At 68.0% G+C, this 17,369-nt stretch carries 13 protein-coding genes and 1 pseudogene; 3 read left to right on the forward strand and 11 right to left on the reverse strand.

The annotated features are described in order from the left end of the window. Nucleotides 1–210: 210 nt before the first annotated feature. Nucleotides 211–2,685, forward strand: a complete 2,475-nt coding sequence (locus AC5Y5Z_RS06205) for a PE family protein (RefSeq protein WP_499923946.1) — start codon at nucleotides 211–213, stop codon at nucleotides 2,683–2,685. On the opposite strand, the gene AC5Y5Z_RS06210 is transcribed toward AC5Y5Z_RS06205, so the two are convergent. From AC5Y5Z_RS06210 to AC5Y5Z_RS06225, 4 genes are all read right to left on the reverse strand, one after another. Then, the gene (locus tag AC5Y5Z_RS06210; protein ID WP_499923949.1) at nucleotides 2,677–3,669 is read right to left on the reverse strand and encodes a sulfotransferase domain-containing protein; all 993 of its coding nucleotides are present in this window, start codon (nucleotides 3,667–3,669) and stop codon (nucleotides 2,677–2,679) included. The two genes, AC5Y5Z_RS06205 and AC5Y5Z_RS06210, sit on opposite strands and share 9 nt — an antisense overlap. Before the next feature lies 1 nt (nucleotide 3,670). Further along, the gene (locus AC5Y5Z_RS06215; protein ID WP_499924027.1) at nucleotides 3,671–4,828 is read right to left on the reverse strand and encodes a type III polyketide synthase; all 1,158 of its coding nucleotides are present in this window, start codon (nucleotides 4,826–4,828) and stop codon (nucleotides 3,671–3,673) included. Between the two features lie 23 nt (nucleotides 4,829–4,851). Then, on the reverse strand, nucleotides 4,852–6,375 hold the full coding sequence (locus AC5Y5Z_RS06220; RefSeq protein WP_499923952.1) for a fatty acid desaturase: 1,524 nt from the start codon (nucleotides 6,373–6,375) through the stop codon (nucleotides 4,852–4,854). Nucleotides 6,376–6,598: 223 nt separating this feature from the next. Then, nucleotides 6,599–7,396, reverse strand: a complete 798-nt coding sequence (locus AC5Y5Z_RS06225; protein ID WP_473139555.1) for an LppX_LprAFG lipoprotein — start codon at nucleotides 7,394–7,396, stop codon at nucleotides 6,599–6,601. Between the two features lie 421 nt (nucleotides 7,397–7,817). Here AC5Y5Z_RS06225 and AC5Y5Z_RS06230 point away from each other — a divergent pair, with 421 nt between their 5' ends. Continuing rightward, entirely contained in the window at nucleotides 7,818–9,023 is a 1,206-nt protein-coding gene (locus AC5Y5Z_RS06230) for a serine hydrolase domain-containing protein (RefSeq protein WP_499923955.1), read from the forward strand. A gap of 556 nt (nucleotides 9,024–9,579) precedes the next feature. Here the strand turns inward: AC5Y5Z_RS06230 and AC5Y5Z_RS06235 are convergent. From AC5Y5Z_RS06235 to AC5Y5Z_RS06255, 5 genes and pseudogenes are all read right to left on the reverse strand, one after another. After that, nucleotides 9,580–12,321, reverse strand: a pseudogene (locus AC5Y5Z_RS06235) (aminotransferase class I/II-fold pyridoxal phosphate-dependent enzyme); the annotation flags it as partial. Between the two features lie 110 nt (nucleotides 12,322–12,431). After that, a complete protein-coding gene (locus tag AC5Y5Z_RS06240; RefSeq protein ID WP_499923958.1) occupies nucleotides 12,432–12,848 on the reverse strand; it encodes an antitermination protein NusB in 417 nt (138 codons plus the stop codon). After that, nucleotides 12,845–13,339, reverse strand: a complete 495-nt coding sequence (gene nusB, locus AC5Y5Z_RS06245) for a transcription antitermination factor NusB (RefSeq protein ID WP_499923961.1) — start codon at nucleotides 13,337–13,339, stop codon at nucleotides 12,845–12,847. The genes AC5Y5Z_RS06240 and nusB overlap by 4 nt, the downstream gene beginning before the upstream one ends. 2 nt (nucleotides 13,340–13,341) lie before the next feature. Beyond that, complete coding sequence (gene efp / locus AC5Y5Z_RS06250; protein ID WP_499923963.1) at nucleotides 13,342–13,905, reverse strand: elongation factor P; 564 nt, start codon at nucleotides 13,903–13,905, stop codon at nucleotides 13,342–13,344. Nucleotides 13,906–13,920: 15 nt separating this feature from the next. Beyond that, nucleotides 13,921–15,039, reverse strand: coding sequence for a M24 family metallopeptidase (locus AC5Y5Z_RS06255; RefSeq protein WP_499923964.1), 1,119 nt, complete (start codon nucleotides 15,037–15,039; stop codon nucleotides 13,921–13,923). A 33-nt stretch (nucleotides 15,040–15,072) separates the two neighbouring features. On the opposite strand from AC5Y5Z_RS06255, the gene AC5Y5Z_RS06260 reads away from it, so the two are divergent. Continuing rightward, nucleotides 15,073–15,849 (forward strand): B-4DMT family transporter, encoded by a 777-nt coding sequence (locus AC5Y5Z_RS06260; protein ID WP_473139551.1) that lies wholly within the window; start codon nucleotides 15,073–15,075, stop codon nucleotides 15,847–15,849. Here the strand turns inward: AC5Y5Z_RS06260 and aroQ are convergent. Together aroQ and aroB are read right to left on the reverse strand one after the other, a co-directional pair. Further along, the gene (gene aroQ, locus AC5Y5Z_RS06265; protein WP_463825003.1) at nucleotides 15,846–16,274 is read right to left on the reverse strand and encodes a type II 3-dehydroquinate dehydratase; all 429 of its coding nucleotides are present in this window, start codon (nucleotides 16,272–16,274) and stop codon (nucleotides 15,846–15,848) included. The genes AC5Y5Z_RS06260 and aroQ overlap by 4 nt on opposite strands. Continuing rightward, a complete protein-coding gene (gene aroB / locus AC5Y5Z_RS06270) occupies nucleotides 16,271–17,359 on the reverse strand; it encodes a 3-dehydroquinate synthase (protein WP_463825439.1) in 1,089 nt (362 codons plus the stop codon). Before aroB ends, aroQ begins: the two co-directional genes overlap by 4 nt. Between the last annotated feature and the right edge of the window lie 10 nt (nucleotides 17,360–17,369).

The following is a 17,369-nucleotide window of genomic DNA, read 5'->3' on the forward strand; positions in this document are numbered from 1 at the left end:
CCGATATCCCCCGGTCAGATCATCCGCGCACAGCACTGACGGCGGACCAGAACCAGGCAATCGTTCGTTCTGTGGCCCAAACGGGCACGATGCGCCGGACGGCGACTGCACGTTTAGGGCGATGTTGCCCGGGCACCCCCGGCTCAGCCCGCAGGGCTATTCCGGCGGACCACGCGTGGTTCCCGTCCACGTCGAAGGAAGCCAAACACCATGTCGTTTGTCGGTGTCGTACCAGAAATCCTGCAAGCCACTGCCGGTGATGCGGCCCGCGTCGCCGACCTGATTCGAACGGCCCAGGCGGTGGCCGCGAATTCCACCACACACATCGCGGCGGCCGCGAATGACGAAGTGTCGGCGTCGATCGCGGCGCTCTTTTCCGGACATGGACAGCAGTTCCAGGCGGTCGCGGGCCAGGCCATGACATTTCACACCCGGTTCGTACAGCTGCTGAGCACCGGGGCGGGTGCCTACTCGAGCGCAGAGGCGAGCAACGCCGGTCCGTTGCAGACGTTGCTGGCCTTGGTCAACGACCCGGTGCAGACACTGACCGGGCGCCCGTTGGTGGGCAATGGCGCCAACGCCGCGCCGGGATCGGGTCAGAACGGTGGCGCGGCCGGCTGGCTGATCGGCAGCGGCGGCGCCGGCGGATCGGGCGACCCCGGACAACACGGCGGCAACGGCGGCGCAGCCGGCCTGTTCGGCAACGGAGGTCCCGGCGGCGCCGGTGGCAGCATGACGGCCGGCGTCGGCGGCAACGGCGGTACGGGCGGGGCCGGCGGCCTGCTGCTAGGCAACGGCGGCGGCGGCGGCAGCGGCGGAATGTCCAGCAGCGCGACCGGACTGGGCGGCGCCGGTGGCGCCGGCGGATCCGGGGTGTGGCTCGGCGGCGGCGGGCCCGGCGGAGTCGGTGGGGCAAACCCGACCGGTGTCGGCGGCACCGGCGGCGGGGGCGGCGCCGCCGGGTTCATGGGCCAGATGGTCGCCGAGGGCGGCGGCAACGGCGGCGACGGCGGGGTCGGCCGCACCGGAGGTGCGGGCGGGGCGGGTGGCGCTGCGGGCCTGCCGGCCGGACCGGGTGGGAGCGGCGGCGCCGGCGGGGTGGGCGTCTTCGACAACGGCGGCGCCGGCGGACCGGGCGGAACTGCGGGGTTCCTGGTCGGCGCGGGCGGATCCGGCGGCGGTGGCGGGGCGGCGAGCGGATCCGGGGCGGGCGGGAGCGGCGGCGCAGGCGGTGCGGCGAGCATGTTCCTTTCCGACGGAGGACCCGGTGGTGTTGGCGGACAGAGCATTTCGGGTCTGGGCGGGACCGGCGGCGCGGGCGGTGACGGCGGCTGGGTGTCCAATGGCGGCGCTGGGGCTGCCGGCGGGTTCAGTGAACTGGGGAACGGCGGAGCCGCCGGGGCCGGAGGGCGGGGCGGCGTGCTGATCGGCAATGGCGGCGCCGGCGGGGCCGGCGGTGACAGCTCGGCCGGGACGGGGGGTATCGGCGGCGCGGGCGGTGATGCCCGGCTGATCGGTGTCGCCGGCAACGGCGGCAACGGCGGGTTCTCGCCGGTCACCGTCGGCACCGCCGGATCCGCCGGCATCGCGGGGCCGCTGCAGGGCGCGTTCAACGTTGTCAACGCCCCCACCGAAGCGCTGCTGGGCCGTCCACTGATCGGTAACGGGGCCAACGCGCCGACCGGCTCCGGCCTCGACGGTGCAGCGGGCGGAATCCTGCTCGGCACCGGTGGCGCCGGCGGTGCGGGCGGATTGATCGGCGCCGGCGGCGCCGGCGGCACCGGTGCATACTGCGCGACCGGCGACGGCGGGATCGGCGGGGCCGGCGGCAGCGGCGGACTGCTGTTCGGCCGCGGTGGATTCGGCGGCGCCGGTGGGTCCACGCTGGCCGACTCCTTCCGGGGTGGCGTAGGCGGCGGCGGCGGTGGCGGTGGCTTGTTCGGATCCGGCGGCAACGGCGGCGTTGGGGGAACCGGCGGAATACTGGGCGGGACGGGCGGGGCCGGCGGATCGGCCGGACCTCTCGGCGGCGTGGTCACCGCGGTCGGGGGCAACGGCGGGTCGGGTGGCAGCGGCAGCCTGCTCGGCGGCACCGGCGGAACCGGCGGGGTGGGCGCGCTGGTGGGCGGTCCCGGTGGCGCCGGCGGCGCCGGCGGCGTCAGCGCGACCGGCACCGGCGGTCAGGGTGGGACCGGCGGCAATCCCGGCCTCCTGTTCGGCATCGGCGGAACCGGCGGGACCGGTGGCTTCGGACTCACCGGGGGCGCCGGCGGTGACGGGGGCGATGCGCTGGTGCTGTGCCTGAGTGGTGGCCCCGGTGGCACCGGCGGAGTCGGGCTGACCGGCCCGGGAGGCGACGGCGGCAGCGGCGGCAACGGCGCCGTCATCATCGGTGTCGGCGGTGACGGAGGAACCGGTGGCATCACGATCGGTGGTGCGTCGGCCGGAAACGGTGGCCGCGGCGGCGACGTCGCCATTCTGGGTGTCGCCGGTGCCGGCGGGGCCGGTGGCGACAACGTCAGTGGGGGTCTCGGCGGCGCGGGTGGCTCCGGAGGGAACGCGGTGTTGATCGGCAACGGCGGCAACGGCGGTAACCGCGGCGTCGGCGGCACGGTAGGTAATCCAGGCACCGGCGGGGGCGGCGGGTTCGTATTCGGAGCGGACGGGTTGAGCGGACTAACCTGACGCCGCGACTACTTCCGGGTCGTACCCGCGGCGGCCCTCGTGCGCCCAGGCAAGCAGGTCCGGGGGCGCAAGCTGGTTGATCCGGTGGTTGTAGCGGCGGTACTCGTCGCGGGTGAAGTACTCCTGCCACTCACCGTTGCCGCCGCGACGGAAGAACTGCTCATCGCTGCGCCAGATGCCGTCGGTGGTGTTCGGCGCGACTTCGGCTGCCCGAGAACGCATTTCACCGAGTGAGGCATGCCGGCTCAGCTCCTGTGCACGCTCGCGGCTCAGGTCGTAGCCGAGTATCGCAGCAAGGCGCAGCATCTCCCCCACCAGATCGGCCTGATAGTCGGCGTAGTGGAGGAGCGCCACGTTGGGCAGGTGGCGGCGCTCCCATACCTTGCCGAACTGGTGCATCACGTTGGCCAGAGTGCCGATTCCCTTCGGCGGGGTGAAACCCACCCCGGGTGGCGGCAGCGCGGGCCCTTCCAGCCAGTGCCGGAACTCGTCGATCGGTCCGCGGCCCAGCGGACCGGGTTCGGGTCCCGGCGGACCCAGGCGCTCTTGCGGAGGCACCGCGATCTCGTGCAGCGCCCGCACCCGCGCGCGATCCATGTTGGTCGTCTGATGCAGCATCGACACCGCGGCGTCACGCGGGTCGCGCCCCACGCACAGGTAGGTGACCCGGTCGTCGAGCACCAGGCCGTCCAGCGGCGTGTGGGTCTTGATGAACCGCCGGTGCCGCTGCGCGTCGAGGACGGCGACGACCTCGCCGATGGGCCGGATCGTCTGGTCGAGCCACGGCGACACCGTCGACAGTGGTCCGGGCAGCTCAGGCCCGTCGAAGACGAGCAACGACACCAACCGCTGCGTCCAGGTCATCCCGCACTTCGGCGGGGTGGAGATGACGATGTCGCCCTCGCGCAACTGCAACGCATCCCAGCGCAGATTGTCGGTCATCAACTCGCGGTACAGCACCCGCTCGCTCAGCCGATTGCTCATTTCATTCACCCCGGATGATGTCGAACAACATGCCTTCTACGGTGACCCCCGGCGCGAACGAGAACGCCACGCCCGTCGAGATCGGCTTGGCCGAATCCGCCTGTCGCACCATGAGTTCCAGCACGAAGATGAGCGAGACGCTGAGCATGTTGCCGAACCGGGCCAGCACCTCCCAGCTGTGCGACGCCCGCTCCGGGCCGATACCCAACGATCGCACGGACTGCTCGATGATCTTGGGCCCACCGGGATGGATCGCCCACAGATCAATGTCGGATTTCTGTAATCCATTGTCCCGCAATACTTCTGCTACCACCGGTGCGACACTGCGGAAGATGTAGTCGGGTAGGTTCTCCGACAGTTCGCAGGTGATGCCGTTGTGGTTGACGCCCAGCACTATGCCGTCTTCGGCGTCGTCGAGCAGCTGGGTGAACGCGCTGCGGATCACCACGTTGCCCTGCGGCAGCTGCTTGTGCACCTGGCTGGCGCCGATCAGCAACGCCCCGCACCCGTCACCGAACAGGCTGTGGACCACCGCGTCGTTGACATCGTCGGCGAAAACGGCGTTCACCGAACACAATTCGATGCACACCACCAACGACTTCATGCTCGGATGGGCCCGAACGTAGGTGGCGGCGGTGCGTATGGCGTTCATCGCCGCCGCACAGCCCATGAAGTTCACCACGACGCGCGACACCGATTTCGGCAATCCCAGTTCCTTGACGATCGCGACATCGACACCCGGTGCGATGAATCCGGTGCTGGTGACGAACACCACCTGCCCGATCTCGTCGGTCCGGTACGGCAGACCGGCCAGAGCACGTCTGCTGACGTCGACCGCCAGCGGAACCGCGTGCTGGAAGAACAGGTTCATCCGGTCCCGGACGGTGCCGGGTTCCTTGCGGAACGCGTCGAACGCGGGATCCAGCGGGTCCACCGCCATCCGGCGGGCCCCGACCCGCGTCTTGCGGTACAGCCGCGGGATCCGTTGCCGCTGTTCGGGATCGTCGAAGAGCTCCGCGACTCGCTCGGCGGCATCGGCCTGGTGCACGACCCGCGGCGGCGAACCGGTCGCGATGCCCTCGATGACCGCCACCGTGGTCGGTGGCGCCGGCGGCAACTGAGCCAGCCGGACTTCGACTTCTGCTGCGGCGGGGAACATCACGCCGCCCTCCGTAGGGGTACTCACACCGACCCGATCCCGACGAAGCCGGCCACCACGTACCTGGCGCTGTCCTTGAACGCCGTCGGCGAAAGATGTTCGCGCACCACGCCCCACTTGCGTTCCCGCGCCGGCCGCGACGGCGACAACAGATAGCTGCGGCACAGCTTGGGCAGCCGGTCGCCGAAGAAGCTCTTCGGCGGCAACCATTCGACACCGAACTTCGTTGCCTCCTCGCGCAGCACGTCCTCGGTGACGATGTTGGCGAATCCGCTGCGCTGGAACGGCAATACGTGATGGACGCGGTGCGAGCTCAAGCCCGCCGACAGGAAGCAGTCGACGTAGCGGTTGCCGAGCACCGACAAGTCGTTGGCGTGCTGGACCTGATCGACGGCCCAGTCCTGTCCTGCGGGCACGGCGGCGCTGTCCTCGTCCTCGAACTCGTGGCTGGCCACCACCAGAAAGGTGCTGATCCACAGCGTGACGGCGAATTGCAAAGCCCAGGCCCAGAAGTCGCCGGCTGCCAGAAAAACCACCATCTCGGCCACCAGCAGCAATCGCACCCCGGACGACCCGAGGAAATGCGGCAGCGCATTGCGCCAACTCCCGTAGCCCTCTTCGACACCGACCTTGCGGGTCATGTTCCACACGTCGGCGATCCGCACGGCCATACCGGTGAGAAGGTGACCGAATTTGTGCAGGGTGTGCACCGGAATGCGATACAGCCGCGGCAGTCGCATCATCATCGTGAAGACGTTCTTCTTGATGTCGACGTCGCTCTGCGTGTACGGATGGTGCAGCAGGGTGTGACCGTCGGCCACGACCAGCGCCAACGCGATGTAATTCAGGTCGAATGTGTTGGCGAACACCCTATTCAGGCCCCGCTGGGCACGGTGCAGGGCGTAGTGGCCGTAGGCGACCAGCGAGCTGCGCAGCAGCACCATCGCAAACACGAACGCCCACAACGGCATCCACCGCGGTTCGATCAAACGCACCGCCTGCACCCCGAAATAGGAGATGGCCAGGAGCACCACCACGATGTTGAAAACGCGGTCCATGCGCTTGATTCGCGCGGCCAGCGCCGGCTCGGTGAGCCGCGTCTTGACCCGGTGCATCAGGTCTTCCTGATTGCCGAACCGGTATTTCGGTGTGTCCCGGCGGCTGTCGAAGTCGTCTTTGAACAGAAACGGCGGCGCGTTGTGCTTGGGATGGATGTCGCGCGGAGTTGCGGCGCGGTCCAGCGAATAGCGGCGATCAAGGATGCGCTCGACCACTTTCGGGTCGCGGTGGTATGACTTGATGACCGCGGTGATGTCCCGGTTCTTGGTTCGCCCGATGAAGAAGGCGCCACCGGGATGCTTGTCGATCCAATCGCTCAAATCGTAGGCCCGCCCGTTGTACACCCACACGTCGGGAAGCACCGGCGGGCCGCCCGGCGGAGGCCCGGGACGCGGGCCGGGGCCCCGCTCTTGAGCTTCCCCGTTCCGCCCGGGCTCAGGACCCGGCGCAAGGCCGCGCTCCCGAACCTCGGGGAGGTCGTTGGTCATTCGTGGTCCTCCGGGTCTGGTCGAATGAAATCGGCTGCGCGCCGGGCTTTCCGGCGAGCTGGCCCAAATGGTGGAGGGCCGGCCTTGGAGGAGCCTTGGAGGATTCTCAAAGGATGTCTGTTCGGTGTTAGAAAGTGCACGTCAAACGGGATGCGACCCGGGCGCGTCGGTCGCTCGAGCGATGCCGCCTTGCCCGGGTCGGTCCCGATCGGAGACTGTCCGGCTAACCTTCCGGGTTCGGAATGGTCACCGGCGCACCCCATTTGGACAAGTTGATGGTGACGTGACCCTTGTCCTTGTCGAGCACCATGCGCACCAGATACGCGCTCGGCGGCGTGCCGGGCGCCCCCGGCGCTTTGACGTCGGCGATGTAGAGCGTGATCGGCAGTGGGCCCTTGGCGTCCTTGCCGATCTGCGGCACCAGCGGGTCCACGACCGCCGGGTCGATGGTCCCGGTCACCTTGATCACGGCGACCCCGTCGATGTTGTCGTTCCCGGCAACCTGCGGGTTCTGGACCTTCGCGATGACCGCGCCGATACCCTTTTCCTTGTCCAGCACCACGCCTGGGTCGTAGAACTTGACCGCCTCGCCGACCGAGTTGTACTTGCCGGCGTCGTCCTTGATGAACATGGTCTTGTTGGTGACGATGAACGTCTTGGGTACCGCGGGAGTCTTGGGTTGCAACCTGATGGTGGCGTCGCCGACGGCCCGTCCACCCAGATTCTCGGGCTCATTGGTCACATCAGCATTGACCGATTCCATCGGCAAGGTGTTGATGTCGGCGGTCGACAGATTGATGTGCACGTTGCGCAGCCCGGTGGTGGCTTTGGAGCTGTCCGTCAGCAGCTGTTGCGCGTCGGGTGAGGGGGCCGTGGACGATCCGGACGTTCCAGCGGCTCCGCTCGTCGCCGACGTGGTCGAGGATCCCGAGGACTTGGACGGCTCGGAGGACTTGTTTCCGCCGCAGCCGGTGATGACGGTCGCGACAAGTGCTGCGGCGAACAGGATCGCGACAGACACCGGGGTCGAGGGTTTACGGGAGACGGGTCGATGGGAGATTTGCGCTTGTGAGATCAAGCCATTCATGGCCAGCCTTTGCTGAGTTAACCAACCGGTGGTATTGAGCAGCGGGTCGCTACCCTCGTCGTACGGTGTGGACGGAGCCTGGGCGTCGCGCCCCCACCCTTCATCGCGGACCTCGGTGACTGCACACCCGCACCCTGGTTCACCAGCAACGACACCATTCTCCCGAGTCGCCGCCCTCACAGCGCGTTCACCAGATCACTTTGCCGGAGAGCGCGACAGTAACATGCGGCCCGCGCGGTGCAAACCGTTTCCCGGCAGTAACTAACGGTGGGGCCTGACCGGTGCGGCGGCCTCGGTCGATCTTTGCGGAAACGCCAATTTCCCGCGCGCGCGCCCGGGCCGCTAACCTACCCGAGTGAATCTCGACGGCAATCAGGCGACCATCCGCGAGGTGTGCGAGGCGGGTCTGCTGGCCGGAGCCCTCACGGTGGTCTGGCAGCACGGAGAAGTGTTGCAGGTCAACGAAATCGGGTACCGGGATGTCGAGGCCGGCCTACCCATGCAGCGCGACACGTTGTTCCGCATCGCCTCCATGACCAAACCGGTGACGGTGGCAGCGGTCATGAGCCTGGTCGACGAAGGCAAGCTGACGTTGCGCGATCCGATCACCCGGTGGGCGCCGGAGCTGGCCGACTTGCAGGTGCTCGACGATCCGCGTGGCCCGTTGGACCGCACCCATCCCGCGCGACGGCCCATCCTGATCGAGGACCTGCTCACCCACACCAGCGGCCTGGCATACGGCTTTTCAGTGACCGGTCCGATCGCGCAGGCGTATCTGCGGCTGCCGTTCAACCAGGGCTCCGACGTCTGGCTGAGCGAACTCGCCGAATTGCCGCTGGTGCATCAACCGGGCGAAAAGGTGACCTACAGCCACGCCATCGACCTGCTCGGCGTGATCCTGTCCCGCATCGAGGACAAGCCGCTTTACGAGGTTTTCGACGAGCGGGTGCTCGGACCGGTGGGCATGCCGGACACGGGGTTCTTCGTCACGCCCGAGGCTCGATCCCGGGCCGCCACCATGTACCGGCACGACGAGCACGGCCGGTTGCGGCACGACGTGATGGGTCCGCCGCACGTCAAGCCCCCGACGTTCTGCAACGCCGGCGGTGGGCTGTGGTCGACGGCCGACGACTATCTGCGATTCGTGCGCATGTTGCTGGGCGACGGGTCGGTCGACGGCGTTCGGGTCCTGACCCCGGAGTCGGTGGCGCTGATGCGCACCGACCGGCTGACCGAGGAGCAGAAGCGGCACAACTTCCTGGGGTCGCCGTACTGGGTGGGACGCGGATTCGGCTTGAACCTGTCGGTGGTGACCGACCCGGCCAAGTCCACCCCGCTGTTCGGGCCGGGCGGCGTCGGGACGTTCAGCTGGCCGGGCGCCTACGGGACGTGGTGGCAGGCCGACCCGAGCGCCGACCTGATCCTGATGTACCTGATTCAGTACTGCCCCGACCTGACGGTGAACGCGGCCGCGGCGGTCGCGGGCAATCCGACGCTGGCCCGGATGCGCACCGCGCAACCGAGGTTCGTCCGGCACACGTACCGCGCGCTCGGGTTGTAGGCCCGACTCGCTCGCCGCCCGCGGCGCTGGGCGCCACGCTAGCGTGACGCTCGACAGCGAAAGCCACGCTAGCGTGACACTCGACGAGCGCCGGCACAGACGTCGAGGCCCCAGCGGCGACCGCGCCACGCTAGCGTGACGCTCGACAGCGAAAGCCACGCTAGCGTGACACTCGACGAGCGCTGGCACAGGCAACGACGCCCCAGCGGCGACCGCGCCACGCTAGCGTGACGCTCGACACCGAAAGCCACGCTAGCGTGACACTCGACGAGCGCCGGCACAGACGTCGAGGCCCCAGCGGCGACCGCGCCACGCTAGCGTGACGCTCGACAGCGAAAGCCACGCTGGCGTGACGCTCGGCGGCGGTAGGGACGCTCGGTGGCGGTAGGGACGCTCGGTGGCGGTAGGGACGCTCGGTGGCGGTAGGGACACTCGGCGGCGGTAGGGACGCTCGGCGACAGGACGCTTAGGAGCCTCAGTTCACCGGGACGGTGTGCTCGTTGGCCACCAGCGTCTGCTCAGCACCCGTCGGCTCGGACCCGTTGCCGTTGGTGCTCACCGAGCTCACCGCGCTGCGCTTGGCCTCCAGCCGCTGCAGCGCGTCCTGGGTGAACACCGACAGACCGAGTTCGTGGTTGTAGCCGTGGATCTCCTTGACGTCGAGTTGCGCCAGGAAGTAGACGATCTCTTTGGACACCACCTGACCTGGCACCAGCACCGGGAAGCCCGGCGGGTAGGGCACCACGAATGTGGTGGACACCAACGTCTTTCCTTCGGCGATGCGGCGTCCGGCGGTGCCGATCAGCACGTACTCCCGATCGGACTCTTCGTATCCGGCGTAGAACGCCGACCGGGTGTCGCCGAACACGCTGTTCTCGTCGGGGCGGAAAGCCTCGTCGAACTGGCTGAAGTCGGGCAGGTGGGGCAGGTCCTCGGTGATCTCCTCGACCCGACGCTCGTGCAGCGCCCAGTCCGCAGCGCTGGCCGCCTTCTGAGTGCGGTCGAAGTCGGTGGCCGTGCGGCGCAGCACGTCGAGCAGATGGTGCACGCTCGACCAGGTCACGCCGATGGTGAAGATCAGCAGCACGCTGTTGATGGACGTCTTGTTGATCTGGATACCGAACTTGTCCATCAAGATCTTCTCGCGGAAGTCGTACCCGTTCATCCCGGTCTTGCCTAGGAACAGCGTGACCCGCGTCGGATCCAGCACGAACTGGTCGGATCGCCAAGCCTCGTTCCACTCGTCCAGGGCGCCCTGACGGACTTCGCGGTACGAGCTGACGTGGGAGGCCCGGTATTCCTCGGGTACCAGGTCGGACTCGTCGAGGATGCGGAACCACTTGCTGATCAACCGGTCTTTGCGGACCCGGTGCCGGAAGACCAGTGCCATGTCGTAGACCTGCCGGACCAACTGGAAGCCCTCGATGTCGACCTGCCGGCGGGCCAGGTCCAGCGAGGCGAGCAGCTGCTGATTCGGCGAGGTCGAGGTGTGGGTCAGGAACGCCTCCCCGAAGGCGTCGCGCGCGCGGGCGTTGAAATCCTGGTCGCGAATGTGGATCATCGACGCCTGCCGGAACGCCGAGAGCGACTTGTGCGTCGAGTGCGTCGCGTAGACCCGCACCCGCGCGCGTTCCGGATCCGGCATCAGCCGGTGCTCGACCCATTCCGCGCGGGGCACGCCTTCCATCGATTTGCGCCAATCACGGTATTCCTCAGCGTACTCCGGGGACGCCAGCATCTGCTCGAGGCGATCGGCGGACACCATTGCGGTGCGCTGCCGGGCCCAGGGCACCGCGGTCGCGAACGCGTACCAGGCCTCGTCCCACAGGAAGACGATGTCCGGCTTGATCGCCAGCACCTCTTCCATCACCCGCCGCGGGTTGTAGACGACGCCGTCGAAGATGCAGTTGGTGAGCAACAGCATCCGCACCTTGTCCAGCTGTCCGGCCTCTTCGAGATCCAGCAGCGCTTTCTTGATCGTGTCTAGCGGCACCGCGCCGTAGATGGCGAACTGCGGCAGCGCGTAGGACTCCAGGTAGCGCGGGTACGCCCCGGCCAGCACCAGTCCGTAGTGGTGGGACTTGTGACAGTTGCGGTCGATGAGCACGATGTCACCCGGGCGGGTCAGCGACTGCACGACGATCTTGTTCGCCGTCGAGGTGCCGTTGGTGACGAAATAGGTGTGATTGGCGTTCCAGGTGACCGCCGCCTTGTCCATCGCCTTCTTGATGTTGCCGTGCGGATCCAGCAGCGAGTCCAATCCACCTGAGGTGGTGGATGTTTCGGCCATGAAGATGTTGCGGCCGTAGAACTCCCCCATGTCCTGCAACGACTTCGAGTTGAAGATGCTGGCACCGCGCGCGACCGGAAGAGCGTGGAACTGGCCGACGGGCGCAGCCGCGTAAGCGCGCAACGCGTCGAAAAACGGTGTGGAGAAACGGTTGCGCAGCCCGGCGATCACCGTGCTGTGCAGATCGGTGACATCGTTGAGCCGGTAGAAAGTCCGGTCGTAGACTTCGGCTTGGTCGTCGTTGCCGGCCGCGATCGACTCGTCGGTGAGTAGATACAGGTCGATGTGCGGTCGCAGTTCTTTGATCCATTCGCCGCACTCCACCCAGTCGTGGCTGCGGTCGGAGACCGTGGTGTCGTCGTTGGCGCCCAGCAACGTGTTCATCAGCGGCACCCGGTCGCGGGACCGCAGCGGCAGGTCGTGGCGGATGATCGCGGCCTGGATCTCGCCGTTCAGCGCGACCGCGGTGATGGCGTCCTCGACGCTGGGGGCGACCAGGATCTCGAACTGGATGTCGTCGGCCGGGTTGCGCAGGGCGCGCAGGCACTCGACCAGACTCTCCGGTGCAGTCGGCGGGGAATCGTCGGCGAGCAGCACCGTGTAGAACTGCTGCTGCTTGGCCTGCGCGACCAGCTCCTGGTCGGCCAGCGGCGCAGTGGTGTCGAAAAGCGCTGTGCGATCGCCGTATTCGGAGAGCAACCGGGTAGCCAGCGACACCTCTTCGGCGAGTCGCACCGTGGACAGGCTTTCCAGGTGAGCGCGGAAGGTCGCCAGGTTGGTGGCGCCGGGATAGAGCCAATACCGTTCGTAGGCCTCGATCCGGTCCATCAGTCGCTTCACCACGGCCAGATCGTGGGTTTTGTCGTGCCCGGCCAGGTCGACTTCCGCCAGGTGCTGGCACGCGTCGTCGAGCATGTTCCACGTGTCGACGCGCGTGTACGACGGGTTGGCAACCGCCGCCAGCGCCGAAACCCGGAGTCGTCGCGGGCGGGCACCTTGTCGAGTCATGTCGTCACCTTCTGTTGGTGCAGATAGCGCGTCCGTCGGTGCGGACAGCCAGCCGCCATTGTGTCCCGCCCGCGGACAAAGCGCGATGATTTCGGTCGAGGATTTTCGACTCAGGCCGGTCGGTCGTCCGACTCGTCGTCGGCGTCCACGATCTGTTTACCGCCGCGACCACCGAGCGGGTTCTCCATCCACTTCAACAACGGCAGTTGCGGCATCTCCCAGCGCTTGCCCGGCAGATCGGTGACATCGCTCAGGGAACGCACGACCCCCTGGGTCAGGCCCATGATCGCGGCCATCACCGGCAGCAGCGGCTGCAGCGGCTTGGCGGCCGTGCGCACCGTGCTGATGCGGCGGGCCAGGATCAGCCGTTCCACCGTGTGGTACACCCAGGCGCCCACGCCGAGTGCGAAGATCGCCAGCACCGAGGCCACGATGGTCCACCCGAACGCGGCGCTGACCACGGCACCCACCACCACCGCGACTGCCGCCAGCACGGACAGCACCACCCGCAGCTCCAGCCGGGTCATGGCACGTTCTCCTGCGCCGTCTCGCGCAGCGCCCGGGCAGCCGCCCGGATCTGCGGGGTCACCAGCATGACCTGGCCGAGTACCCCATTGACGAAGCCGGGGGAATCGTCGGTGGACAGCTCCTTGGCCAGTTCAACGGCCTCGTCGACGGCGACCGGTTCGGGCACGTCGTCGGCATACAGCAACTCCCACACCGCAACCCGCAGGATGGCGCGATCCACCGCGGGCAACCGGTCCAGCGTCCAAGCCTGCAGGTGCGAGGTGATCAACTCGTCGATGTGCGCCGAATGCTCGGCCACCCCGCGGGCCACCGCAGCCGAGTACGGCTGCAGCGCAGTCACGTCCGGGTTCGTTTCGGCCAGCGCGGTGCGGCCGTCGACAACCTCAGCCGGGCTGAGGTTGCGGGCCTCCGCCTCGAACAGCAGGTCCACCGCCCGCTTACGCGCCTGGTGCCGTCCTCGCACGGGACGCGACGTTTTTCGGTCTGGCATATTCAGGCGTTTACCCGGCCCAGGTAGCTGCCGTCGCGGGAGTCCACCTTCAGTTTGTCTCCGGTGTTGATGAACAGCGGCACCTGAATCTGGGCACCGGTCTCCAGCGTCGCGGGCTTGGTGCCCGCGCTGGACCGGTCGCCCTGCAGGCCGGGCTCGGTGTGGGTGACCACCATCTCCACGGTCACCGGCAGCTCGATGTACAGCGGCGCGCCGTTGTGGAACGCCACCTGCACCGGCAGACCCTCCAGCAGGAAGCGCGCGTCGTCGCCGACCAAGGACTCCGGCAGCGGGTGCTGCTCGTAGTCCTGGCTGTCCATGAACACGAAGTCCGAGCCGTCGCGGTACAGGTAGGTGGTGTCGCGCCGGTCCACGGTGGCGGTGTCGACCTTCACGCCGGCGTTATAGGTCTTGTCGACGACCTTGCCCGACAGCACGTTCTTGAGCTTGGTGCGCACGAAGGCCGGACCCTTGCCGGGTTTGACGTGCTGGAAGTCGGTGATGGTCCACAACTGGCCGTCGATGACCAGGACAAGTCCGTTCTTGAAGTCAGCAGTGCTCGCCACGGTCGTTCAAATCTCCTACAAAATGGCCAGTTCCTTCGGGAACCGGGTCAACAATTCCGGGGTGTGTCCGGCGGTCTGCGCGGCGGCCAAGGTTTCCGAGGGCACTACCAGCGTGTCCTCGATGCGGACACCGCCGCGGCCGGGTAGATAGACGCCGGGCTCCACGGTGACCACGGAGCCCGCAAGTAGTGTACCGGCGGACGTCGCGCCGATGCCCGGCGCTTCATGGATCTGCAGTCCGACCCCGTGCCCCAGGCCGTGACCGAAGTGCTCGCCATAGCCGGCGTCGGTGATGATCTGGCGCGCTGCGCCGTCCACATCGCGCAGGTCAACTCCCGGGCGCAGCGCCTCCCGGCCGGCGCCTTGCGCCGTGGCGACCAGGTCGTAGATCTCCAGCTGCCAGTCGGCCGCGCTGCCCAGCACGAAGGTGCGGGTCATGTCCGAGTGGTAGCCGGCGACCAGGGCGCCGAAGTCGATCTTGACGAAGTCGCCCGGGGCCAGTTCCGCGTCGGTGGGCCGGTGGTGCGGGATCGCCGAGTTGGGCCCGGCCGCCACGATCGTCTCGAACGAGATGGTGTCGGCGCCGTGGTCGAGCATCAGGCTCTCCAGTTCGCGGGCCACCTGGCGTTCGGTGCGACCCGGCCGCAGCCCGCCGTGCTCCACCAGGTCGGCCAGCGCGGCGTCGGCCGCCTCGCAGGCCAGCCGTAGCAGCGCGAGTTCACCGGCATCCTTCACCTCGCGCAGCGCCTCCACGGTGCCCGCCGCGCGGACCAGCTCGGTGTGGTGGCCGTCGAGTGCGTTCGACAGCGCGTCGAAGCCGTCGACCGTGACGACGTTGCTTTCGTAGCCCAGTTTCCGCACACCGTCCTGCCCGGCCCGGCCGGACAGATAGCGCCCGAGGGCGCGTTCGATGGCCACCTCCAGATCCGGCGATTGCTGCGCGGCCTGGGTGCGATACCGGCCGTCGGTGGCCAACACGGCCTCGCGATCGTCAGCAAACACCAGCAACGCGCCGTTGGACCCGCTGAAACCGGAAAGATACCGGACGTTTATCAGGTCCGTGACCAGCATCGCGTCTAGTCCGGCGGCACTGATCTTGGCTTTGAGGTGGTGTCGACGCTGGGAATGTGTCACGACCCTTGACGGTACTCGCTACGCTGTTTGCCCATGAACAAGTGGATGGTGCGCGGTTTGGTCTTTGCGGCCGCGATGGTCGTGCTCCGGCTGATCCAGGGAGCGCTGATCAATGCATTTCAGACGCAGTCTGCGCTGATCAGCATCGTGCTGTTGACGCTCTACGTGATCGCCTCGGTCGTGTGGGGCGTGCTGGACGGACGCGCCGACGCCAAAGCCAACCCGGACCCGGACCGGCGCGCCGACCTGGCCATGATCTGGTTGCTCGGCGGACTGATCGCCGGCTTGGTCAGCGGCCTGATCGCCTGGATCATCGCCATCTTCTACAAGGGCATCTACACCGGCGGCATCCTCAACGAGCTAACAACGTTCGCGGCGTTCACCGCGCTGCTGGTCTTCGTGTTCGCGATCATCGGCGTGGCCGTCGGCCGGTGGCGCATCGACCGCAACGCTCCCGATCCCGAGAAGCACGACGGTTCCCGGGACGGTTCCCGGGAGCGGGAGGACAACACCGACGTGTTCTCCGCCGTGCGCGACGACGACGACAGCCCGACCGGCGAGATCCCGACCGCCGGTGGCGGCCGTTCGGAGCAGCGGACCTCCGCGGTCGCCACGAAGGAACGTGCCGACGAGCGCACCGAGGTCATCCCCACCCACGACGACGAGGCCAAGACCGAAGTCATCCGCACGCACGACAGCGACGCCAAGACCGAGGTCATCCGCACCGACGACAGCGACGCCAAGACCGAGGTCATCCGCACCGACGACCACACCCGGCCGACCAAGAAGCCGGATCTGCGCAAGGACTAACCGGCCAGATACCGCAGGGCCAGCAGGTACCCCTGGATCCCCAGGCCGACGATCACTCCGGTCGCGACCGGGCTGAGGTAGGAATGGCGCCGGAACTCTTCGCGCGCATGCACATTGGAGATGTGAACCTCGATCAGCGGCGCGCGCAGCTCGGCGCAGGCGTCGCGCAGCGCCACCGAGGTGTGGGTCAGGCCGCCGGCGTTGAGAATCACCGGCTCGCCGGCGTCCGCGGCCCGGTGTATCCAGTCCAGTAGCTCGGCTTCGCTGTCGCTTTGCCGCACCACGGCGTCGAGCCCGAGTTCGGCGGCCTCGCGTTCGATCAGGGCGACCAGCTCGTCATGGGTGGTGCTGCCGTAGACCGCGGGTTCGCGCCGGCCGAGCCGGCCCAGGTTGGGGCCGTTGATCACGTTCACCGTGGTGCTCATGGCGCGCACACTCCCGCATAGGCCGTCACCAGCAGGCCCGGGTCGGGGCCCACCAGCCGGCCCGGCTTGGCCAGTCCGTCCAGGACCACGAACCGCAGCACCCCGGCGCGGGTCTTCTTGTCGCCGGCCATGAACTCGATCAGCTGCGGCAACGCGTCGGCGTCGTAGCTGACCGGCAGGCCCAGTGACTCCAGGATGGTGCGGTGTCGCGCGGCGGTGGCGTCGTCGAGACGGCCGGTGAGCCGGGCCAGTTCGGCCGCGAACACCAGCCCCACCGAGACCGCGGCGCCGTGCCGCCATTGATAGCGCTCCCGGCGTTCGATCGCGTGGGCCAAAGTGTGTCCGTAGTTGAGGATTTCGCGCAGTTCGGATTCCTTCTCGTCGGCGGCCACCACGTCCGCCTTCACGGCGATGGCGCGCCGCACCAACTCGGGCAGCACCTCGCCCTCAGGGTCCAGCGCCGCCTGCGGGTCGGCTTCGATGAGATCCAGGATCACCGGATCGGCGATGAAACCGGCCTTGACCACTTCCGCCATCCCGGCCACGATCTCGTTGCGCGGCAACGTTTTCAGCGTCGACAGGTCCACCAGCACGGCCAGCGGCTGGTGGAACGCGCCGACCAGGTTCTTGCCCGCGTCGGTGTTGATCCCGGTCTTGCCGCCGACGGCGGCGTCGACCATGCCGAGCAGGGTGGTCGGCACGTGCACGATCGACACCCCGCGCAGCCAGGTTGCCGCAGCGAACCCGGCGACATCGGTAGCGGCGCCACCGCCCAGGCTGACCAGTGCGTCTTTGCGCCCGATCCCGATGCGGCCCAACACTTCCCAGATGAAACCGACGACCGGCAGGTCCTTGCCCGCTTCGGCATCCGGGATTTCGATGCGGTGCGCATCAACTCCCTTGTCGGCCAACCGGATTCGAATCTCTTCCGCGAGCTGCGCGAGCACCGGTTGGTGCAGGACGGCTACCTTGTGCCGGCCGGCGAGCAACTCCTCGAGCTCGTCGAGCAGCCCGGTGCCGATCAGCACGGGGTACGGCGGGTCGACGGCCACCGGCACGGTGACCGGCGCAATGTCATGTTTCATGCCGGCGCTG

It is taken from the genome of Mycobacterium sp. NGS29 (assembly GCF_059812965.1).

Excerpts from the sequence above, each read along its gene's own strand:
- AC5Y5Z_RS06205 (WP_499923946.1), top strand. The coding sequence starts at position 211 with ATGTCGTTTGTCGGTGTCGTACCAGAAATCCTGCAAGCCACTGCCGGT.
- AC5Y5Z_RS06210 (WP_499923949.1), bottom strand. The coding sequence starts at position 3,669 with ATGAGCAATCGGCTGAGCGAGCGGGTGCTGTACCGCGAGTTGATGACC.
- AC5Y5Z_RS06215 (WP_499924027.1), bottom strand. The coding sequence starts at position 4,828 with ATGTTCCCCGCCGCAGCAGAAGTCGAAGTCCGGCTGGCTCAGTTGCCG.
- AC5Y5Z_RS06220 (WP_499923952.1), bottom strand. The coding sequence starts at position 6,375 with ATGACCAACGACCTCCCCGAGGTTCGGGAGCGCGGCCTTGCGCCGGGT.
- AC5Y5Z_RS06240 (WP_499923958.1), bottom strand. The coding sequence starts at position 12,848 with ATGACCCGGCTGGAGCTGCGGGTGGTGCTGTCCGTGCTGGCGGCAGTC.
- nusB (WP_499923961.1), bottom strand. The coding sequence starts at position 13,339 with ATGCCAGACCGAAAAACGTCGCGTCCCGTGCGAGGACGGCACCAGGCG.
- AC5Y5Z_RS06260 (WP_473139551.1), top strand. The coding sequence starts at position 15,073 with ATGAACAAGTGGATGGTGCGCGGTTTGGTCTTTGCGGCCGCGATGGTC.
- aroQ (WP_463825003.1), bottom strand. The coding sequence starts at position 16,274 with ATGAGCACCACGGTGAACGTGATCAACGGCCCCAACCTGGGCCGGCTC.
- aroB (WP_463825439.1), bottom strand. The coding sequence starts at position 17,359 with ATGAAACATGACATTGCGCCGGTCACCGTGCCGGTGGCCGTCGACCCG.